Genomic DNA, 20,334 nt, shown 5'->3' on the forward strand with positions numbered 1-20,334 from the left:
AGGGTGGCAATGATTGATCTGGATAAATCAGAGACCAGGATACTGGTGGTGGACGACGAGGAAAGCCTGCGGCTGACCTTTCAGATGTTTCTCGGTCGCGAGGGGTACGGGCCGGTGGTGACTGCCTCGACTTTTGAAGAGGCGATGGCGCTGATTGAACAGCAGACCTTCGATCTGATCATCAGCGACATCGTCATGGAGGGGGCCTCGGGCATTGATCTGCTGCGGCGGGTCAGGGAGCTTGGGTTGGAGTGCCCGATGGTCATGGTCACGGGCTATCCCAATATCAACACCGCTTCCGAGGCGGTGCGGCTGGGGGCCTTTGATTACCTCGCCAAGCCGGTGAAAAAGGCCGATCTGTTGCGCACCGCGCGCATGGCCCTCCAGCAGTATGGACTCTGGAAGGAAAAAGAACGGTTGACCGAGGAAAAAGAGCGCTACCAGCAGTATCTTGAAACGATTTTCCGCAGTGTTCGGGACATGATCATCACCGTTGACCATGACCTGCGGGTGGTGCAGATGAATGATCAGGCCAAAAATTGGGCGGCTACGTACATGCCCCGCCTTGCCGTTGGCGCCGATCTGGAGGAGGTGGCCGGCGCCTTTGCCGTGTTTGCCTCGGATGTGCAAAAAGTAATGGACTGCCGGGAAGCGGTAAGCGAGCATCGCATCGAGATCAATCTGGAGGACGGGGGGCATGTTGTGTTCCGGCTCAGCGCGGCTCCTCTGGAAAGTCAGCACGACAAAGGCTTTCTCGGGGTGGTGCTGGTGTTCCGCGATGTGAGCCGGTTGGAGGATCTCGAAAAACGGGGCAAGCGCACCTATTTTCACCGGTTGGCCGGGGTGAGCCGGGCCATGCAGACGGTCTACACCCTCATCGAAAATGTCGGCCAGGTGGACACCTCGGTGCTGATCACCGGAGAATCGGGCACCGGCAAGGAGTTGGTGGCCGAGGCCCTGCATGCGGAAAGTCCGCGCCGGGACATGCCCCTGGTCAAATTCGACTGCACCTCCATCCCGGAAAACCTCATGGAAAGTGAGCTGTTCGGTCATAAAAAAGGCGCCTTCACCGGGGCGGATCGCAATCGGGAGGGGAGGATTTTGCAGGCGGACGGCGGCACCTTGTTTCTTGACGAGATAGGCGATATCTCACCGCTGATGCAGTTGCGTCTGCTGCGTTTTCTCCAGGAGCGCACCTTCTATCCGGTGGGCGAGGATAGGCCCGTCACCGTGGACGTTCGGGTGGTGGCCGCCACCAACGCCGATCTGAAGCAAAAGGTGCAGCGGGGGGAGTTCCGGGAGGATCTCTATTATCGGCTGCGGGTGATTGACATTACCCTGCCGCCTTTGCGGAACCGTGAAGGGGATCTGCCCATTTTGGTGGATCTGTTTCTGGTCCGGTTCAGCAAACGTCTGAACAAGAATATTACCGGGATTTCCGACCAGGCTTTGCAACTGCTGGCTGACTACAGTTGGCCGGGAAATGTCCGGGAGCTGGAGCATGTCGTGGAGCGGGCCTGTGTGCTGTGCACGGACGACACGATCACCACGGGCAACCTTCCTGAAGAAGTGCGGAGCTGGAATCGTGTTGCTGCCACAACTTCTGGGGGTAATGGGGAGGAGGCCTCGGCTGTCAATGGCTTCGGGGTGAGCGCTCCTGTTTCGCGGGAGAGCGAAAAGGAGCATCTTGTGAGTATCATCGCCCAAACCGACGGCAACAAAGCCAAGGCTGCCAGGCTGCTTGGCATTGACCGCAGCACCCTGTACCGGAAGATGAAGGCGTACGGTCTGGAATAGCAGAGTGTTGCACGTGCAACACTCTGCTACACATGCTACAGCAAAAGTGTGGCGCCGCAATTCCGGGCGCCACACTTTTTTGTTTCCCTCCCCCCTGTCATTCTCTGCTGTGCCATCTTGCTGATAATCGCTGTAAACATTTGCTAACGATTTGATATTCATTGTTTTTTTGTGTTTTATCCTCCCCAGGCGTTCAATTCCTCCTCTGTTTTTTATTTGTAATTAAATCAATAAGTTAAACTTTAATGATGGAAAATGCTCCCCTGTCTCCGGAGTGTGTTGGCACACCCCATGCAATGTACCCTGATCAAACGAAACAAGAATCATGATAAGAGCGAAAAAACAAAATCATAGGAGGCTCACCATGAAGAATACACTGCAGAAACAAGGACTCGGTCTTGGCGAACTTGATCAGGAAGCAATCGGTGAGGGAATCTCCCAGGCAGGCGTGGGCGTCATTCTTACCTTGGCCACCTTGATCGGAGTATGGGGCATTGCCTGTTTGGTCGGCGGCATGATCAGCATGGGCGGGGTCCTGGAAATGGGGCGCAACTGGCTCACCGCAATAACAGGCATGTAATCTGGCTGAAAAATCAAGGGCTTGGGGATAAACCAAGCCCTTGAAAAAAAAGAAAATTCATAAGGAGCGACATCATGGAAAAGGCAATATCAGACAAGAAGGGCGCAGGGATTTTCATGGCAGTAATGGGCGGCATCGGTGCGGCAGTCGGAGTGTGGGCTTTTGCCGCCCTGAGTTTCAGCCTTTCAAAGGCGGGTTTGAGCGAGGTGGCTCGGCAATACATGGTAGCCATCGGCCTGATCGGCGAACAGGCCACCCTGGTTGACTTTTACACCCACATCAAGGGCGTTGAGTACCTGGTCTGTGTCGCCTTCTTCGCCGCATTCCCGGTTTTCTTCAAGTATGTCAACACCCCCAAGAAGGTTACGGTTCCCGGCCAACGCTGATCAGGAGCCGATGACGGATGCTGTGTTCTTTAAAGCATTCGTCGCGGCCCTGATGCCGTTCAACGGCTGACCTTGCAGTACCCTCCCTCCAAGCCCGGGTTCGCCCGGGCTTTTTTTTTATTGTTTTTCGCAGAGTAATGATAGGCTGGAGTAAAGACATGGTCCGAATGTTGCACCTTTTTTTCTTGGAATCCGTTCGCCCTGCTTCGTGTTCATTACAGTCCGGGAGGAAATTGTGGCCAAATATGTTCGAAATTATCTGCTGCTCATGGCGGTGGCAACATTGGGGGTTATCGGATACAACGTCTGGCTTGTTGAAAATCAGCTTCCCATGCTGGAATATTCCGCGTTTCTGACCAAATTGGAAAATGACGAGATCCAGACCGCGCGGATACAGGGCCAAGAGATCACCGGCACGGACAGCTATGGCCAGTCCTTTTCCACCTATGCCCCGGATGTGCAGCAGCTTCTTCCCAGGCTTGAGGGGAAGAATGTCCGTATTTCCGCCGGAAAGCCCCGGGCGGTTTCGCCTTTTTGGTCTTCGACCTTTCCGGTTGTGCTGCTCATGGGCGGCTGGATGTTTTTTATGTTTCGCAGCCAAAAAGGGGGAAGCGGCGGCGTCAGTGGCGGTTTCGGCAAGAAAAAAATCGCCATGGATCCGGACAAGGCCCGCCGGGTGACCTTTGCCGATGTGGCCGGCATTCCGGAAGCAAAGGAGGAATTGGTCGAGATCGTGGAGTTTTTGAAGGATTCCAAGAAGATTACGCGTCTTGGGGGCAAGATCCCCAAGGGCGTGCTGCTGCAGGGGCCTCCGGGAACCGGAAAGACCTTGCTGGCCAAGGCCATTGCCGGAGAAGCAGGCGTTCCTTTTTACAGCATCAGCGGTTCTGATTTTGTCGAGATGTTTGTCGGGGTCGGCGCTTCCCGGGTGCGGGATCTCTTTGCCCAGGCCAAGAAAAGCGCGCCGTGCATCATCTTCATCGACGAAATCGATGCGGTGGGCCGCAGTCGCGGGGCTGCCGGGGCCATGGGCGGCCAGGACGAGCGGGAGCAAACCCTCAATGCCCTGCTGGTCGAAATGGATGGCTTCCAGAGCGAGCAAACCGTCATCATCGTCGCGGCGACCAACAGGCCGGATGTTCTTGATCCCGCTTTGATGCGGCCGGGCAGATTCGATCGGCAGGTCACCATCATGCCTCCCGATGTCAAGGGGCGGCGCAAGATCCTGGAGGTGCACTCCCGCAACGTGATGATGGATCCGGACGTTGATCTGCAGGTGGTGGCCCAGTCCACGCCGGGATTCACCGGCGCTGAACTTGCCAACCTCATCAATGAGTCCGCCCTGATGGCGGCGCGCAAGGGCAAGGCGGGAATTCAGCTCAGTGATATCGAGGATGCCAAGGATAAGATTCTCATGGGGGCGGAAAGGACCGGGTTGGTCATAAGCGACCAACAGCGCAAGGTCACGGCCTACCATGAAGCCGGACATGCGATCCTTGCCAAGGTGTTGCCCAACACGGATCCGGTGCACAAGATTACCATTATCCCCAGAGGGCAGGCAATGGGGGTGATGCAACAGGTGCCCATTGATGACCGCCACGCCTATTCAAAGGAATATTTGACCAACCGGATCAAGATTCTCCTTGGCGGCAGGACCGCGGAGGAGATTGTCTTCAATGAATTCTCAACCGGCGCCAGCAACGATCTGCAGGTTGCCACGGATATAGCCACCCGCATGGTGTGTGAATGGGGGATGAGCGAACGGCTTGGGCCACGGGCCTTTGTCACTTCGGACCAGGGCTTTCTCGGCAGCGGTTCGCGGCAACGTGCTTACAGCGAAGAAATCGCCAGGACCATCGATGAGGAGGTCTCCCGGATCATCGCGGAGTGCTATCAGGAGGCGATCATTGTCCTTGAAGGGCGCATCACCTTTCTGCACAAGCTGGCGGAAGTTCTGCTGCTCAATGAAACCATTGATGCGGAAGAGGTTGATATCATAGTGACCTGTCCCAAGCTAACCGAAGAAAACAAGGAGAAAACCGGATTATTCGGTTAGGCGGCGTGATGGCGTGCAACCTGTTGCACGCAACACCTGTGTTGCATCAGAAGTGTTGCATGCAACACTTCTCCCTGCGTCGCGCAACTCCGCCGCACACTGCATGGCATCCCGCAATAATTTTTAATTTCCTCCCGTTCAATATCCCCCAGAGAGAGCGTTTGACAAAAAAACGCTCTCTTCTTCAGCGGTTCTCCTTTTTTCCCGATCCGGTGCTGTGCGTTTCGCGCGGAATGTGCTCCGAATGCCCGTTTCGGATCGGGGGCCTTCACGTAATACGTTCAAAAATAAAGGTTGGCACAGGATGTGCTATGTCCAAGGTTGGAAGCAATAACACACGGCAAAAAAGGGAGGCGGTGTTGCCCGTAACAGCCCTTTCTGTGTCAGGATTTTTCGATGGTACGGTTATTTTTAGGACAACGGTTTACGAGATTACTTTTTTACAAGGAGACCAACATGGGAGGAAGAAAAAAGACACTCATGGGCATGGCGGCGCTTATGCTCCTGACCGCGCCGACGGGTGCGCAGAGTTGGGCCGCGGATGGCCCTGACACGGTGGAACTCGGCAGTCTGGCAAATCATTATTCTGCGGTGACCTTTGACCATGCCATGCATGTCGGTGTGGCGGCGAGTTGTGCCGAGTGCCATCACCACACAACCGGGCTCGCGCCCACGGATCCGAACTGTGTCCGTTGCCATGAAGCCGGAGCTCAGGCACAATCCGTTGCCTGCAAGGATTGCCACTCCGACAAACGTTTTTCCGCGGAAGATCTGGAAAAGACCGGCGGAAATCCCCAACTCTACCATAAAGGCAAACCCGGCCTGAAAGGGGCGTATCATCAAAAATGCCTAGGCTGCCACACCACCATGGGCGGACCGACCGGCTGCCAGGATTGTCATACCCGCAACGACCAGGGCGACGCCTTTTTTCATTCCGGCAAATATGCCCCGGCGCCAAAGGCTTCCGGCGGGCATGGGGGCGGTCACTGATTTGAAGGCCACAGAGGCTTGAAGCTTACGCTGAAACGATATCAGAGGAATTTACCATGAAAAAGTTACACCGCAGAAGTTTCTTGAAAGGCGGATTGGTTGGTGGCGCTGCCATCGCCGCCGTCGGGACAAGCAAACATGCCGAGGCTGCCGGGAGTTTCGGCGGCTACCCGGACAGCATGGGCGTGCTTGTTGATCTTACCAAATGTGTCGGCTGCCGCACCTGTGAAGCCGCCTGCAACAAAGAACAGGGGTTGCCCGCACCGGACAAATCCTTTGACGATCCTTCGGTGTTTGAGGAGAAGCGCGAAGGGGGGTTGCCGAGAAGGACCACGGAAAAGGCCTACACCGTGGTGCAGAAATACGACGTGCCGGGCCGCGAACATCCGCTGTTTCGCAAGGTGCAGTGCAACCACTGCAACGAGCCCGCCTGCCTGACCTCCTGTTTCGTTAATGCCTACAAAAAAACCCCGGAAGGGGCGGTGATGTACGACCCCACGGTCTGCGTCGGCTGCCGGACCTGCATGGTGGCCTGTCCTTTCTATATCCCGGCCTACAGCTATTCCAGCGCCATCAACCCGGTGGTGAAGAAATGCATCATGTGCTACGACACCCGTCTCAAGTTCGGCAAGCCTCCGGCCTGTGTCGAGGCGTGTCCCCAGGAGGTCATGACCTTTGGCAAGCGCAAGGATCTCCTCAAGCTGGCCCACCAGCGGATCAGCGAAAAGCCGGATGCTTATGTGGATCATGTGTACGGCGAAAACGAGGTGGGCGGCACCGCCTGGATGTACCTCTCCGACGTGCCCTTTGACAAGATCGGTTACGACACCCATCTCGGGGACCAGCCGATCATCAGTTATGTCAAGGAATTCCTGGCGATCGTACCCATGGTGCTCACCATCTGGCCCGCGCTCTTTACCGGCTTCCACTTGCTGAGCAACCGGAAAGACGGACTGAAAAACGAAGATAATAAAAGCTGAGGAGAGGTGGACAACGATGAATAGCTTAAAATCACAAGGGTTCGCCCCTGTTGTCTCCCATCTCAAAAAGGATGGGAGCGAGTGGACCGTAAAAGAGAAGCTCATGCTGGGGCTTTCCCCCAAGGAATACTGGGCGGTGCAGCTCAGAAACCCCTTCAACTGGGTGCTCTGGGCCATCTATGCCGTGGGGCTGCCGATTCTGGTGGGACGTTTCATCTACGGCCTGGGCTGGGTCACGCATTCCTCCTATGACTATCCCTGGGGCCTCTTTCTGGGCTGGGGATTGTTCGTCATGGTGCCGCTTTCCGCTTCCGGCTTTATGATGGGAACCACGGTGGAGCTTTTCGGCCGCAAGGATTTCAAGTCCATCGAGCGGCTCGGCTTGCTGAACGGCCTTCTGGGTTATCTGTTCGCGGTCATGTTTTTGCAGGTGGATCTTGGTCAGCCCTGGCGTCTGATTTACCCCATGTTCGTCTCCCTGGGGCCGGCGGCGGTGCTCTTCCTCGTGGCCTGGCATGTGGCCACCTATCTCTCCTGCCAGGTGGCGGAGCTGGTGCCGGCCTTTGCCGAATGGATGGGTTTTCCCAAGGCCAAGCAGTTTATCAAGAAGATCGTCCTCGGTCTGACCGTTGCCGGGATCATCCTTTCCACCCTGCACCAGGGAGCCCTGGGCGCGCTGTTCACCTATGCCCCGGGCAAGGTGCATCCGCTCTGGTACTCTTCTTCATTCCAGTGGTTCCAGTTTTTCGTTTCCGCGGTTTTTGCCGGGCTATCGATGCTCATTGTGGTCAGCACCCTCACCAAGTGGTTCATGCGCTGGCGGTGTGACGAGACCTATCTGAACAACCTGAGCAAATTGACCCTGGGGCTGGCCAAGGGCGCTTCCCTTGCCCTGATCACCTATCTGGTGATCAAGATCATCGGCATTGCCCATGACAACGACTGGCAGTATCTGGCCTCCGGCTGGGGCGCCTGGTTCATGTTCGAGATGGTGGTTGGGGTGATACTGCCCCTGATTTTCTACACCATGGCCGTCCGAAACGGCAACGCCTCCCTGGCCCGTTTCAGCGCCTTCTTGGCGGTGTTCGGCCTCGCCCTGAACAGGTTGAACACGGCGCTGATCACTTTCAACTGGCAGTTGTATCAAGAGATTCCCCATTGGCGGGAAGTGGTGATCGTGGTCACCGTCTATGCCACCTATATCGTGGTGTATCGGGCGGTTCTGGCCAGGATGCCGATTCTCTACACCTGGAAGGAAAAGAAGTAACATCGCGAGGGTGATGAAAAAAGGCAGGGCCGGGTCTCCGGCCCTGCCGCAACTTGCAACTCCGGACTGAGCGAAATGGCATTTCCTTTAAAAAAAACAATTCATGCCACCGCGGTTTCGGTCACGCTGATTCTTGTGGCCTTGATGGGCCTTGGAATCAGGCAGTATCAACTGTATCGTAACCATGTCGAGGTCAGCCAGCAGACGGAAAAACTTATCTTCCAGTTCGCCATCATCCGGGAACATGTCACCGAAAACCTGCTGGAAGGGCAATATGGCGGCCTGGCCTCGGTGGGCGCGGAGCTGGAGGAGCTCAACCTTAATCTGGCATCCGTCATCAACAACCGTTCCATCGACGACCATTACAAACTCACCCTGGCCAACGCCATCGATCTGCCCGGTCTTGTCCTGCTGGTGAGAAAGATCAGCGTCGGGCCGGTCAAGCCCGAATATCTGCGGCAACTCAATACGGAAATCCGCACCCTGGGAGAGCGGCTCATGCTCTTCGACCGGGTGCTGGTGGAGCATGGCAAGCGCGAGCTGGTCAGCTTTCAGAATGTGGTGATCGGCGCGCTGGCCATGGTGGTCAGCCTGATCATCGGAATGCTCCTGTTTTTTCAGCGGCGGCTGATCGCCCCGCTGCTGGATCTTGTGCAACAGGTGAAAGAGGTGGCCTCCGGGTCCCGCGAGGGGCTTTCCATTGCCGGGAGAAGCGGCGAAATTTCCGAGCTGGCGTATTCGTTCCACGACCTCTTGATGGCCCGGGAAATCACGGCTCAGGGACTGGCAAAATTTCAGCGGGTGGTCTCGGCGGTGAAGGGGGCGCAGTTGGCCATCGCCAGGAATAAGACCAGGGATTCCCTGTTCAAGGAGGTCTGTCGCGCCCTGCTTGCAAATCATGAGTATTGCCTGATCTGGATAGGTCTGGCCGACGAGGGTGGGGATGTCATGCCGGTGACCGCCGACGGCGCAACATCCATGAGCAACAAGGAATGCGAAGCCTGCATGGCCATACTGCTCACCGAGGCCGAGGAAAAAGGGCTGGAGCAGAATCCCGCGGCCCTGGCCGTGCGTTCCAAGGCGCCGGTGGTGCGTATGGATATCCTGGCCGAAATTCCCAAGGGGCTGCTCAAGGGAACGCCCTTGGCGGATGGCCATGCAGCCTGCGCGGCCCTGCCGATTATCTGGCAGAATACCGTGTACGGCGTGCTTTCCATCTATGCCCTTTCCGCCACGGATTTTGACCCCAAGGAGATGGAGCTGCTCGAAGGATTGGCAAACGACCTGGCGTTGGCCCTGCACACCATGGAAGGCCAGCAGCATCTGGCCAGCAGGGAAAATTTGCATGGGCGGCTCTTTGGCGCCCTGCAAGCGATCCAACTCACTCTTACTCCTTCAGGGAGTATCCTTGCCGCGAACCCGATTTTTGCCGGGATGGCCGGCATTGACGCCGAACAGATTTCCGGCCGGTTCTGGCGTGATTTCCTGGCGCCGGTCCAGCCTGGCCTGACCAGTGACACCCCTGGCCTTCTCGAAAAATTGCGTTCAGATGAGGGCGCCGAGCTGGTGTTTTCAGGGAGCACGCCTGTGCGCCGCTTCCTGTGCAGGGTGGTTCCCGACCAGGAAACCGGCGGGGAGCCGGAACAGTTGATCCTGGTCGGCTATCCGCTTGTCCGGCAGGAAACCGCCGGGAACGGGGAGGCGTGCATGCGGCTGGAAATGATCGCCTCTCTCGCCGGCGGCGTTTCGCATGAGGTGAGCGATCTCAGCAACGGCTTGATCAACTATGCACAGGTTCTGGCCGATGAGGAGCAGCTTAAGAGGCCCGGACAGCCGCAGAACGAATTGCTGCTCAAGATCATCGAGGCCGGGGAACGCATTGCGGAAATAGTCCGGAAGTTCATCCTCTATGGCCGGGAAGAGAGCCAGGCGGCCGGAGAATTCTTGCCGGTGGCCACCGTGTTGGAGGATGCCTTGCTGCTCACCGGGTATCATTTGAAAAGCGAGGGCATCCTGGTGGAAACCGATTTTGAACCGATGCCGCCAGCGGTGCCGGTTCATGCCCAGCACATGCAGCAGGTTTTTTTGACCATCCTGGCCAGCGTCCGGGCTGCACTTGCCCAGAGATTCGCGGGCAGGGATCCACGCAAAAAACTCGCCATTGTCACCCGGTCTGCCATGGATTCCGTTCAGGGGCGGGTGTTTGAAATCACGCTTGTGGATCAGGGAGCGGTAATCCCCCAGAACAGCCTGTCCGAGTCCGTGGATATCAAGGGGATTCCGGTCAGGGGCTGGGGGAGGATGTTTGCTGTCTGCCGCCGCATCGTCGAAGATCACGGCGGTCTTTTGTCGGTCGATGGGGAAGAAGGAAAATACACCAGGATAACATTCAGTTTCCCTTTGAAGGGGGATTGATCGCGGTTTTTGCAAACATCAGAAAGAGTGAAAAGGATTGCCCATGCGATGCCAGGCCCACCCTTCAATCTACCGTATCTCCGCTGCAGCCGATATGCTGGACCTGCACCCGCGCACCTTGCGCAACTATGAAAAAGCCGGGCTTGTCACCCCGAGCCGCAAGGGGAAATGGCGGTATTACAGCGCCGATGATATTGCCTGGATCAGGTGTCTTTTCAGCATGATCCATGGCGGCGGCATCACCATCGCCTCCATCGGCAAGTTGCTGCACTATGCCCCGTGCTGGGAGGTTGCCGATTGCGCCTTGGAAAAACGCAGGCAATGCCCGGTGTATCAGAGGCGCGGCAAAGATCTTCGCTGATACCCCGGGGCAACCCGCGTTTATTGCCGCAACAGAGTCCAACTGCACCAGCGATCATTCCGCCTCCGTTCCAGCAAGGTAATCCCGCTCTGCGGCAGGGCGGCGAGCAGATCCTCCTCCATCCCGGAAATGAAGCCGGAGAGCAGGTAGAGTTTCGCCTGCCAGAAATCAGGGTTTTCGAAGAGCTCAAGCATCAATCCTTTGTACAGATTGGCCATCACCAGATCCACCCTGGTGTCCGGGCATTGTCTCCGGAGGTCGGTCTCCACTACCGTAACCCGGGCCGCTGTTTTGTTGGTCAGGCAGTTGGCGCGAGCCACCTGGCAGGCCAGCAGATTGTTGTCGCAGGCGGTGATTTTGGCCACCCCCTGTTTGGCCGCGGCAATGGCCAAAAGCCCGGTGCCGCAGCCCAGATCAAGGGCGGTGTTGATGGCGAGTTCCGGGCTTGCCGTATACTTGAACAGCCCCTCCAGGCAGAGGCGGGTGGAGGGGTGGAAGCCGCTGCCGAAGATAACGCTTGGGTCCAGCCGGATATCAGCCGGAGTCTTTTCCCATACCGGGGCCACGGTTAGTCCGCCCACGGTGAATGGTTCGATCTCTCTGCCCGCCTCCCAATCCGTATAATCCAGATCCGCCTCGTAGATGAGCTTGGCCCCCGAGGCCTCGCAGAGAATTTCGACCAGCCGTTCCTTGGGGCGGTGGAAAAAGAGGATGGCGGTTTCATCCTCGATCCAGGTGCCGATCAGATCCGGGTCGTCGATGGCCGGGAGATCTTTGAGATCGAGATGGTAGGTGTAGAGGCGGTTGTACTGGGTATAGGGCGGACGGAGCATGGGGGGGTATCCGGGTTAGGGGGCAGGGGTTGTTTCCAGCCTACGCGCGGCCGGCTGGCTGACTGGGTCTTCAAGGTACTGTCCGGCGGCTTGGCTCAGTTCCTGGACAAGGGCGATCGCCGCCGCTTTCGTTGCCGAGTCATCGGGGGTAATCGGGGCGCCGGTGTCAGCGCCGGGATCCGCGGGCCACGCTTGGCTCGCGGCATCGTTGAGGGTGATCGGGATGGAGTTGATTTCACCTTGCAGGCGCAAGGGGTTGGGCTGGCCGGGGGAGAAGGCCAGGGTGAGATCCTCGGCATGATGGGTCTTGCCGGTCTGTTCGTCGTCATACACCAGGCGGCTGTTGTCCATGGCAATGGTGCTCCAGGAAAACCGCAGAGGGAGTGCCTGCATGCCGGGCAGAAGATCGGCCATGCTCTGGCCGAGGTTGTAGCCTCCGTCTTTTTGGCGAACCAGGTGGAGAAAGACGTGGTCCGCGGCAAGAGTGCAGGAGAGCTCTCCGGCCGGCAGTTGTTTTGGCCCGCAAGCAATGGATATCCTGCCTGCGGAAAGCAGCGGGTCCACCGGGTCTTCGGGATTGGCGCGTTGCGGCCCGACAATGAACCGGCGCAGGGTCAGGGTGAAGGTAAGCGGATTGAATTCGGCTCCGGCAATGGTCACCGGACGATTGAGGGTTTCGGCCAGATGCGTGGCCAGGAGGGTGGTGGCCAGATAGGGAACCAGCAGAGGGCTGCAAATCACCAGGAGAAGGGTTGTTCCGAGGAAAAGCGCCACGAGCCTTTTCAGCCACGGCCAAAGGAAAGATCGCTTCGGCCGTTTGGGCAGAGAAAGTCTCGAAGCGAAGTTGCTTGTCGGCTTGCCCTCGCGGATGGGGATGGAGCCGAATCTGTCGCGCGGTTTTGGGGTATCGGTAATGCGTATCATCATGCAACCCGAGGGCTCGTGTCCGGTGTTCGAGGTCAGTGCTTGGCAGGAGCACGAAGGAATGCTAAGATGCCAAGCCTGAGGGAAAAAAGTGACTGTCCCGCAGCATCACGTTCAAATTGGCATCGTGCAGGGCCGCGGGCTCTTGTTTCGGCACAATACCATAACCATACCGGGGAGTTCAACGTGCTTACTTTTTTACGAGGTGTTTTGGTGTTGCTGCTCGCCCCCCTGCTCACCGGGTTGGTCAGCATCGTGGCCATCATCATGATTGTTGTCTTCCGGCGCTCGGCGGCTGATGTGCAGTTTCTGCCCCGCACCCTGGGCCGGATTGTCGCCCGGCTCAGCGGGGTTTCGGTCAGCATGACCGGCGGTGCTCTTCTTGAGCAGGGGCGCCCCTACATCTTTGCCGCCAACCACCAGAGCCAGTTCGACATCTTCGCGCTCCAGGGCTATCTGGGCTGCGATTTCCGCTGGCTGGCCAAGCTGGAGCTGTTCAAAATCCCCGTGTTCGGCAAGGCCATGCAGATGGCCGGCTATATTCCGGTGGACCGGGCGCATGGCCGCAAGGCGCTTAAAAGTCTGGACGAGGCGGCCCGCCGCATTGCCGACGGCACCTCGGTCATCATCTTTCCCGAGGGCACCAGGAGTCCGGACGGCAGGCTGGGTCAGTTCAAGGCAGGGGCCATGGTTCTGGCGATCAAGGCCGGGGTGCCGGTGGTGCCGGTGGCCATCGTCGGCACCCATCAGGTTTTGCCCAAGGGGAAGCTGCTGGTCCGGCCAGGCCGGGTGGAGATCCGGGTGGGCGCGCCCATTGCCACCAGCGACTACACCGTTAAGCAGAAGCAGGAGCTGGCCGAGCGGCTGCAGGGCAAGGTGGCCGAATTGTTGGGGGAATAGCGCCTTATCCCCATGCGCCGGCGGCCGATGTTGGGCCGCGGCGGGATCGTGTGTTTTTCCCCCTTGGCCGCGGGGCTTTCTGAAAATCTCCCCTGTTAAAAAATCTTGAAAAGCAGTACTGTATTGGGTGCCGAGGTGACAGCCTTCTTTTCAGTTGTCCCGAGGGGCTGCCGTTGACCGCAACCGGAGGGGGACTGGTTCGTCATGTTTTTGCGCGCCTTGTTCAGAAGCTTGCAGTCCTTTTTTCCCTCGTCACAGAGGACGGCGCTGGAAAAATATGAAACCTTCCGGGAAGTGTTGCGCCACGACCGGGCGGCCCACGAGCTGCTGGCCGAATTCGAGGGGGTGTATTACGGCAAGCGCCATGAGGAATTCTGCCGTATTGTCCGGCGCTACGACCAGTTGGCCCGGACTGTGGGGGAGATGATCGAATCTCTCTGCCGTCTGTCTCCCGGCGCCCATGAGCGCCTGCGCATTCCTTTTCAATCCCTTGATTCCCAAGTAAAAGCTCTTTTCGTTCCACCCGCGGCCAACGGTGCCCCTCCCTTTATTCTGCCCCTGCATGCCATAACCGCGGATACCGTTGAGGTGGGCCACAAGACCAGGGCGCTGGCGCAACTGGCCACCCGGTTGCATCTGCCCGTGCCCGATGGTTTTGCCGTCACCGTGAACGGATTCCATCATTTTTTGGCGGAAAATGGGCTGCGAGAGAGAATTGACGATCTTCTCGCCGAACTGAACATCGAATCCCTCGAGGATCTGCAGGCGGTTTCCGGCCGGTTGACGGCCCTGATCGCGGCGGCTCCGGTTCCGGCGGATCTTGCCGCGGCAATAGTTCAAGCCTTTGCCAGTCTTTCGGCGCGGCGCGGGCGGCCGGTGTCGGTGGCGGTGCGCAGCAGCGCCTTGGGCGAGGATGAGGCGACCTCCTTTGCCGGGCAGTACCGTTCCGTGCTCCATGTCGGGCAGGGGGAGATTCTCCGGGCATACAAGGAGGTGCTCGCCAGCAAGTATGCGCCCGAGGCCCTCTACTATCGGAGCTGCCATGGCCTTTCCGACGTGGAGACTGCCATGTCGGTCCTGGTGCTGGAGATGATCGAGGCCGAGGCGAGCGGGGTCATGTACACCGATACGGTTTGTGATTCGGGCGAGCCCGGGGGAAAGGAACTTTCCCTGCATGTGGTGCGGGGCCAAGGAGAGGCCCTGGTGAGCGGCGCCATGGCGCCGGAGGTTTTCAGGGTTTCCAGGGAAGGTGCGCCGGTTGTCGTCCGGCAGGGCGGAGCCTCGCTCCTCGACGAGCAGCAGGCGCTGCGGTTGTTTCGCTGGGGACTGCGGCTGGAAGACTATTTCGGCTCGCCCCAGGATGTTGAGTGGAGCCTGGACAGGGAAGGACATTTCCATGTGCTGCAGAGCCGCCCGCTGGGAAGACGGCAAACCGCCAGTGGGCCCGGCCCTCTCATGGCCGAACACATTGCGGCGCCGTTGCTGCTCGCCGGCGGGGAGCAGGCCGCGGGCGGGGTTGCCTGCGGTGTGGTTTACACCCTCGGGCCGGATACCCCTTTGACGGCCATGCCAGGCGGCGCGGTGCTGGTGGTAAGGGATACGCCCCCTGCCTATGTCAAGGTGCTCGGCCGTCTGGCCGCCGTGGTGGCGGAACAGGGCAGCCAGGCCTGCCATTTCGCGACGGTTGCCAGGGAGTTCGGAGTGCCGGTTCTGGTCAGGATTCCCGGTGCCACCTCCGGCCTGACACCGGGCATGGAGGTCACCGTTGACGCGGAGAACGGGAGAATCTATGCCGGCCGGGTGGCGGTACTGCTCGCGGAGCGGTCTGCCGGCGTCGGCAGCGGTGCGTCCTATTGCCTGAAGCGGCTTGAACCGGTGATGGAACGTGTTTCCTTTCTCAACCTCCTGGACCCGCGCGCCCGGGATTTCAAGCCGGAGTCCTGCCGCTCCCTGCATGACATCGTCCGGTATGCCCATGAAAAGGCGATGCAGGAGATGTTCGTCCTCTCCGGCCATGGCCTTTCTCGAAGAGGCGGCGCCCGGCAGCTTAAATCAGAGCTTCCCTTTGAACTTTTTGTGCTGGATATCGGCGGAGGATTGCATCCCGATGCGGCGGAGAAAAGGAGCGTTTCTCCGGAAGAGGTGCGCTGTCTGCCGCTGAAAGCCCTCTGGCGTGGACTCAGCCATCCGGGGGTTGCCTGGGATGGCAGGCAACACTTCGATTGGCAGGGGTACGAGGCGATCGTCATGGGCGGCGGCATTGCCAGCCCGAATTCCGCCTCTTTGGCGAGCTATGCGGTCATCGGAGAGGATTACTTGAACATCAACATCCGGTTCGGGTATCATTTCACCATTGTTGATGCCTTCTGCGGCGGCACGCCCGCGGAAAATTACTGCGGATTGCGCTTTGTCGGGGGCGGCGGCGAGTATACGGGCCGGCTGCTGCGGGTTGCTTTTCTGGCCCGGATCCTTGAGCGGTTGGGCTTTGTGGTGGAAAGAGCGGCGGATCTGCTGGATGCCAGGGTGATCGGTCTTGCCGGAGATGCGCTGCTGGAAAAGCTCGATCTGATCGGGCGCCTCCTCGGGGCAACCAGGCTGTTGGACATGGTTTTAAAAGATGAGGAAATGGTTGTCCGTTTGGCGGATGATTTTCTGGCGGGGCGCTACGATTTCCGGAAACAACAGAGCAGCGGGAAACAGGAGCGGAGCCTCTCGCCATGACCGCATATGAAATAACCTGGATCACCAGTCAACTGGCGGTGGGCTACGCCCCCATGTCCTATGCGGAGCTGGATCGCATCAAGGAAATGGGCATCGACGCCATCGTGAATCTCTGCGGCGAATTCTGCGATCTGCACGAGCTTGAGGCGGAAAGCGGTTTTGAGGTGTATTACCTGCCCATCCCGGATGAGGGCGCGCCGGATCTCGAGGCCATGGAGCAGGGCCTTGCCTGGCTTGATGAGGCCATCTATCTCGGGAAGAAAATCCTGGTGCATTGCCGGCACGGCATCGGCCGTACGGGCACCTTTGTTTCCGCCTACCTGCTGCGCCGGGGGCTGGGCCTCAAGGTGGCGGAAAAGAAACTCCGGCACAGCCGTGCCACCCCGGCAAATTACAGTCAGTGGCGGCTGCTGAAAAAGTACGGCAAGCAGTCCGGCACCTTGAGCATCCGGGAGCCGTCCCTGGAGAGTCGCAATGTCGTTGATTTGAATGCTTTTTTCGGCGAATACGAAGCCTTGATCCGGGAGGTGGAGGAAAAGGCCGCCGCCGCGGGGCACCCCCCGGGCTCAGCCGACGAGTGCGGCTTGAACTCCGATGGCTGTTGCCGGCATTATTTCGAAATGACGCTCATCGAAGCGGTTTTTTTGAACAACAGGATTAACCGGCACCTGACCAGCAGCCAACGGCAGGAGGTGATTGCCCGGGCGGTGGAGGTTTCCCGGAGATTGCGACAGGTGGCGGGGCAGGTGTCTCCGGGGGCGGGGGGCGCGGAGGAGAACATCGAGCGGATTTACGCGGCCGAAGGGCTTCTCTGCCCTTTGTCGGTGGGGAAGAACTGCCTTGTGTATGAATTCCGTCCCCTTCGCTGCCGGACCTGGGGACTTGCGCCGGAGGGTCTGGACGCCTCTCTGGTTGCGGAAATGCTTTCCAACCTTTCGAAAAATGTTTTTTTTGCCCTCTCCGGAGTCTTTCCCGGGGAGAGCGAGTTGCTTTTCCCTTGCCATGACGTGCTTTCCGGCAGGTTCGTCCAGGTCTATTTTTATTATCTTTCCTCGCTGTGAGGGCAAAATGCCGAGCGCGGCAAGGGGGGTGTGGCTGCGTCGCCAGCCACAGCCTCCCGGGAGCGGCAACCAATGTTGAAAACAGTTTTTTCGCTGATCTGGGTATTCGCGGCTCTGCTGCTGCCGGGTTGCGACCAGGAAGAGTCCCCGCTCAAGGTGGATTTGGGGAAAAAGGAACAGGTTCGCCATGAAACTTCGGCAACCGCCATTACCTATGCCTATCTGCCGCAGTATTCCCACACCGTTTCCCATGAGCGGCACCGGCTGCTGGTGGAGTTCCTGCGCCGGGAGACAGGGTACAACATCAAGCAGGTTTTTCCCGATACCTTTGATCAGCACATGGACATGGTCGGGCAGGGAAAAATTGATATCTCTTTTGCCAATCCCTTTGTCTATGTCGCCTTGGCCCAGCGTTACGGCTCAAGGGTTTTTGCCTCCGCAGTCGAGGGGGTGGAGGGCAACAGCAAATTTCGGGGACAGATAATCTGCCGGGCGGATAACCCGGCCATCGTCACCCTGGCGGATTGCCGGGGCAAGCGTTGGATCGCCGTTGATCCGAACTCCGCCGGCGGCTACCTGTACGCGCTCGGACTTTTTCACGGCCAGGGGTTGCGGCCCGAGGATTTCGCGGAGATCGCCTTTGCCCCCGGGCCCGGCGGCAAGCAGGAAAAGGTGGTCCTGGCGGTCTGGGCCGGGAAATACGATATAGGCTCCATCCGGGAAGGCACCCTGCAGGTGGTTGGGGAGAAGATCGACCTGCGGGAGATCAAGGTGCTGGCCACCACCCCCTGGTATCCCGGGTGGGTCTATTCGGCCAGGGCCGGGCTTGACCCGGAGGTGGCGGACAACATCGCCAGGGCTCTGCTCAAGCTTTCCTCCACGGACAAGGAACAGCGCCGCATTCTGGACGCGGCCCACATCATGGGTTTTGTTCCGGCGCAGGACCGGGATTATGACCCGATCAGAAACCTGGCGGCACAGATCGGCATCCATCTGGATTGAGGGGAGAGGAGTTCATGCTGAAAACCGGTCTGCGCGGCAAGCTCTATCTGGGTCTTTTCCTGTTGCTGTTTTTTTTCAGCGTGCTGATTTTTTTCATGGTCACCCGGATCATGCGCGAGGCGCTTCTCGAGGAAAATCGAAACCGGGGGATTTCCATCGCCGCCAATCTGGCGGCCCGGGCGGTGGAGCCCATTCTGACCATCGATTTTTTGATCCTGAAAAATCTGGTTGATGAGGCCACCAGCCTCAACGATGACATCTCCTACGGGTTCATCCTTGGGAGCAAGGGAGAGGTTCTCGTCCATACCTTCAGGGGCGGCTTTCCCGTTGAAATGAAAGAGACCAACACGGTGGAGAGTCATCAACCCTTCAGCCGCCGTCTGCTCGATACCGGCGAAAACCTGGTCTATGATTATGCCGCTCCCGTGATGATAGGCGAGGAGCGGATCGGCACCGTCCGGGTCGGCCTGCTCAGGACCAGGGTGGAAACGGCCATCAACCGTTTGCTCCGCCTCGCTTTTCTCATTACCAGCATTGTGACCCTGGCGGCCGGGATTGTGGGGGCGGTTTTGGCCAATTCCGTCACCCGGCGGATCAAGCTGTTGCAGCAGTCCGCGGAAAAGGTGGTGCGGGGGGAACTGGACACCCATACCGCGCCCACCCTGAAGGAGAATTGCTGGGAGGTCATGGAGTGCGACAATACGCGGTGCAAGGCGTACGGGAATTTTTACCACCGCTGCTGGTATCTGGCCGGAACCCTTTGCGCCAACTGCATTGCCGGTGATTATGCCACCAAGATCGAGACCTGTCGGCACTGCGCGGTGTACAAAAAATCCACTGGAGACGAAATCCAAAGCCTGGCCGAAAGCTTTGATTACATGACGCTCTCCCTGAAAAAACGCATGGAGGAGTTGCAGGACGCCGAAAAAACCATGCGGGAGCAGCGCATGCTGCTGAAAACCATTCTGGACGCCACGCCGGAATTCGTCTATCTGCAGGATTGTCACGGGAAGTACCAGGCGGTGAACAGGGCTTTCTGTCACGTGCTCGGCAAGGAGGAAGAGCAGATCATCGGCAAGTTTGACCATGACCTGTATCCGCCGGACCGGGCCGCAAGAAATATCGAGGAAAACGAGGAAATACTGCGCAACGGCACTGTCCTTGAGAAACAGGAAGCCATCGAAAGCGGTTCGGGCTACCGATGGTGCCATGTGATGCGGATGCCGGTGCGAAGCCCGGACGGCACGATCAGCGGCATCCTCTGGAGCGGGCGGGACATCACGGCGCTCAAGGAAATGGAGGCGCGGATGGTGCAGGCTCGCAAGATGGAGTCCGTGGGGCAGCTCGCCGCCGGGGTTGCCCATGAGATCAATACGCCGCTGGGCGTCATCCTCGGCTATACCCAGGTGCTCCTTGAAGAGATTCCCGAAGACGACCCGCGGCACCAGGATCTGGAGATTATTAACCGGCAGGGCAAGATCTGCCGAAGAATTGTGGCGGATTTGCTCAAGTTTTCGCGCTGGTCCGGAAGCACCTATGCCTTCTTTGCCCCAAACGAGGTAATCGAAGAGATTGTTTCGGTCATGGAGCATACCTTCAACCTTGACCGGGTGACCATCCGGTGCCAGTTGGATCCGTTGCTTCCCGGTTTTTTGGGCGACAGGGATAAATTCAAGCAGGTTCTGGTGAACCTGCTCAACAACGCGCACGATGCCATCGGCACGGATGGCCGCATTTGCATCACCACCTCTTTTGATGCCATGCGCAGCGAGCTGGTGATGACGGTGAGCGATACCGGCCAGGGTATCCCCAAGGAAGATCAAGGGAGAATCTTCGACCCGTTTTTTACGACAAAACCGGTGGACAAGGGAACCGGTCTCGGATTATCTGTGAGCTACGGGATCATTCAGGAGCACGGCGGAAGGATAACCGTGGAAAGTCCCCCGGGGGCAGACCATGCCTGCGATAACAAGGAGGACCGGGGCGCTGCCTTCCTGGTCCGCCTGCCGACGGTATATTTCCAGGAAGGGCAGGGGGTACTGAAAAATTGATTGTGAGGAG

At 58.5% G+C, this 20,334-nt stretch carries 16 protein-coding genes; 14 read left to right on the top strand and 2 right to left on the bottom strand.

Going from position 1 to position 20,334, the window contains the following annotated elements; all coding sequences use genetic code 11:
* Positions 1-9 precede the first annotated feature (9 nt).
* From MWR57_RS04010 to MWR57_RS04050, 9 genes are all read left to right on the top strand, one after another.
* Positions 10-1,797 (top strand): sigma-54 dependent transcriptional regulator, encoded by a 1,788-nt coding sequence (locus tag MWR57_RS04010; protein ID WP_423123494.1) that lies wholly within the window; start codon positions 10-12, stop codon positions 1,795-1,797.
* Between the two features lie 364 nt (positions 1,798-2,161).
* Positions 2,162-2,377: a hypothetical protein gene (locus MWR57_RS04015; protein WP_423123495.1), complete on the top strand. Its 216-nt coding sequence runs from the start codon at positions 2,162-2,164 to the stop codon at positions 2,375-2,377.
* 74 nt (positions 2,378-2,451) lie between these two features.
* Positions 2,452-2,763, top strand: coding sequence for a hypothetical protein (locus tag MWR57_RS04020; RefSeq protein ID WP_423123496.1), 312 nt, complete (start codon positions 2,452-2,454; stop codon positions 2,761-2,763).
* A gap of 235 nt (positions 2,764-2,998) precedes the next feature.
* Positions 2,999-4,819 carry an ATP-dependent zinc metalloprotease FtsH gene (gene ftsH, locus MWR57_RS04025; protein ID WP_423123497.1) on the top strand — a complete coding sequence of 607 codons (1,821 nt, stop codon included), beginning with the start codon at positions 2,999-3,001 and terminating at the stop codon, positions 4,817-4,819.
* 456 nt (positions 4,820-5,275) lie between these two features.
* Positions 5,276-5,809, top strand: coding sequence for a cytochrome c3 family protein (locus MWR57_RS04030; RefSeq protein ID WP_423123498.1), 534 nt, complete (start codon positions 5,276-5,278; stop codon positions 5,807-5,809).
* Between the two features lie 56 nt (positions 5,810-5,865).
* The gene (locus MWR57_RS04035; RefSeq protein WP_423123499.1) at positions 5,866-6,789 is read left to right on the top strand and encodes a 4Fe-4S dicluster domain-containing protein; all 924 of its coding nucleotides are present in this window, start codon (positions 5,866-5,868) and stop codon (positions 6,787-6,789) included.
* 16 nt (positions 6,790-6,805) lie between these two features.
* Complete coding sequence (locus MWR57_RS04040) at positions 6,806-8,056, top strand: polysulfide reductase NrfD family protein (RefSeq protein ID WP_423123500.1); 1,251 nt, start codon at positions 6,806-6,808, stop codon at positions 8,054-8,056.
* A 75-nt stretch (positions 8,057-8,131) separates the two neighbouring features.
* Positions 8,132-10,471: a GAF domain-containing protein gene (locus MWR57_RS04045; RefSeq protein WP_423123501.1), complete on the top strand. Its 2,340-nt coding sequence runs from the start codon at positions 8,132-8,134 to the stop codon at positions 10,469-10,471.
* A 43-nt stretch (positions 10,472-10,514) separates the two neighbouring features.
* Entirely contained in the window at positions 10,515-10,832 is a 318-nt protein-coding gene (locus MWR57_RS04050; RefSeq protein ID WP_423123502.1) for a MerR family transcriptional regulator, read from the top strand.
* A 20-nt stretch (positions 10,833-10,852) separates the two neighbouring features.
* Here the strand turns inward: MWR57_RS04050 and MWR57_RS04055 are convergent, their stop codons facing one another.
* Positions 10,853-11,665 (bottom strand): 50S ribosomal protein L11 methyltransferase, encoded by an 813-nt coding sequence (locus MWR57_RS04055; protein ID WP_423123503.1) that lies wholly within the window; start codon positions 11,663-11,665, stop codon positions 10,853-10,855.
* Positions 11,666-11,680: 15 nt separating this feature from the next.
* Positions 11,681-12,592 carry a DUF748 domain-containing protein gene (locus MWR57_RS04060; protein WP_423123504.1) on the bottom strand — a complete coding sequence of 304 codons (912 nt, stop codon included), beginning with the start codon at positions 12,590-12,592 and terminating at the stop codon, positions 11,681-11,683.
* 183 nt (positions 12,593-12,775) lie between these two features.
* On the opposite strand from MWR57_RS04060, the gene MWR57_RS04065 reads away from it, so the two are divergent.
* From MWR57_RS04065 to MWR57_RS04085, 5 genes are all read left to right on the top strand, one after another.
* Positions 12,776-13,489: a lysophospholipid acyltransferase family protein gene (locus MWR57_RS04065; protein WP_423123505.1), complete on the top strand. Its 714-nt coding sequence runs from the start codon at positions 12,776-12,778 to the stop codon at positions 13,487-13,489.
* Positions 13,490-13,693: 204 nt separating this feature from the next.
* Positions 13,694-16,210 carry a PEP/pyruvate-binding domain-containing protein gene (locus MWR57_RS04070; RefSeq protein ID WP_423123506.1) on the top strand — a complete coding sequence of 839 codons (2,517 nt, stop codon included), beginning with the start codon at positions 13,694-13,696 and terminating at the stop codon, positions 16,208-16,210.
* Positions 16,207-17,271, top strand: coding sequence for a protein-tyrosine phosphatase family protein (locus MWR57_RS04075; RefSeq protein WP_423123507.1), 1,065 nt, complete (start codon positions 16,207-16,209; stop codon positions 17,269-17,271). Before MWR57_RS04070 ends, MWR57_RS04075 begins: the two co-directional genes overlap by 4 nt.
* 72 nt (positions 17,272-17,343) lie before the next feature.
* Positions 17,344-18,273 (top strand): phosphate/phosphite/phosphonate ABC transporter substrate-binding protein, encoded by a 930-nt coding sequence (locus MWR57_RS04080; protein WP_423123508.1) that lies wholly within the window; start codon positions 17,344-17,346, stop codon positions 18,271-18,273.
* Between the two features lie 14 nt (positions 18,274-18,287).
* A complete protein-coding gene (locus MWR57_RS04085) occupies positions 18,288-20,324 on the top strand; it encodes an ATP-binding protein (RefSeq protein WP_423123509.1) in 2,037 nt (678 codons plus the stop codon).
* The last annotated feature ends 10 nt before the right edge of the window (positions 20,325-20,334 follow it).

Origin of the sequence: Hydrosulfovibrio ferrireducens (assembly GCF_046883345.1) — a bacterium.
GTDB classification, from domain to species: Bacteria; Desulfobacterota; Desulfobulbia; order Desulfobulbales; family Desulfurivibrionaceae; genus Thiovibrio; species Thiovibrio ferrireducens.

What these genes read in the sequence shown, in the direction of transcription:
- MWR57_RS04010 (WP_423123494.1), top strand. Translation starts at nt 10, where the DNA reads ATGATTGATCTGGATAAATCAGAGACCAGGATACTGGTGGTGGACGAC.
- MWR57_RS04015 (WP_423123495.1), top strand. Translation starts at nt 2,162, where the DNA reads ATGAAGAATACACTGCAGAAACAAGGACTCGGTCTTGGCGAACTTGAT.
- MWR57_RS04020 (WP_423123496.1), top strand. Translation starts at nt 2,452, where the DNA reads ATGGAAAAGGCAATATCAGACAAGAAGGGCGCAGGGATTTTCATGGCA.
- MWR57_RS04030 (WP_423123498.1), top strand. Translation starts at nt 5,276, where the DNA reads ATGGGAGGAAGAAAAAAGACACTCATGGGCATGGCGGCGCTTATGCTC.
- MWR57_RS04035 (WP_423123499.1), top strand. Translation starts at nt 5,866, where the DNA reads ATGAAAAAGTTACACCGCAGAAGTTTCTTGAAAGGCGGATTGGTTGGT.
- MWR57_RS04040 (WP_423123500.1), top strand. Translation starts at nt 6,806, where the DNA reads ATGAATAGCTTAAAATCACAAGGGTTCGCCCCTGTTGTCTCCCATCTC.
- MWR57_RS04045 (WP_423123501.1), top strand. Translation starts at nt 8,132, where the DNA reads ATGGCATTTCCTTTAAAAAAAACAATTCATGCCACCGCGGTTTCGGTC.
- MWR57_RS04050 (WP_423123502.1), top strand. Translation starts at nt 10,515, where the DNA reads ATGCGATGCCAGGCCCACCCTTCAATCTACCGTATCTCCGCTGCAGCC.
- MWR57_RS04055 (WP_423123503.1), bottom strand. Translation starts at nt 11,665, where the DNA reads ATGCTCCGTCCGCCCTATACCCAGTACAACCGCCTCTACACCTACCAT.
- MWR57_RS04060 (WP_423123504.1), bottom strand. Translation starts at nt 12,592, where the DNA reads ATGATGATACGCATTACCGATACCCCAAAACCGCGCGACAGATTCGGC.
- MWR57_RS04070 (WP_423123506.1), top strand. Translation starts at nt 13,694, where the DNA reads ATGTTTTTGCGCGCCTTGTTCAGAAGCTTGCAGTCCTTTTTTCCCTCG.
- MWR57_RS04075 (WP_423123507.1), top strand. Translation starts at nt 16,207, where the DNA reads ATGACCGCATATGAAATAACCTGGATCACCAGTCAACTGGCGGTGGGC.
- MWR57_RS04080 (WP_423123508.1), top strand. Translation starts at nt 17,344, where the DNA reads ATGTTGAAAACAGTTTTTTCGCTGATCTGGGTATTCGCGGCTCTGCTG.
- MWR57_RS04085 (WP_423123509.1), top strand. Translation starts at nt 18,288, where the DNA reads ATGCTGAAAACCGGTCTGCGCGGCAAGCTCTATCTGGGTCTTTTCCTG.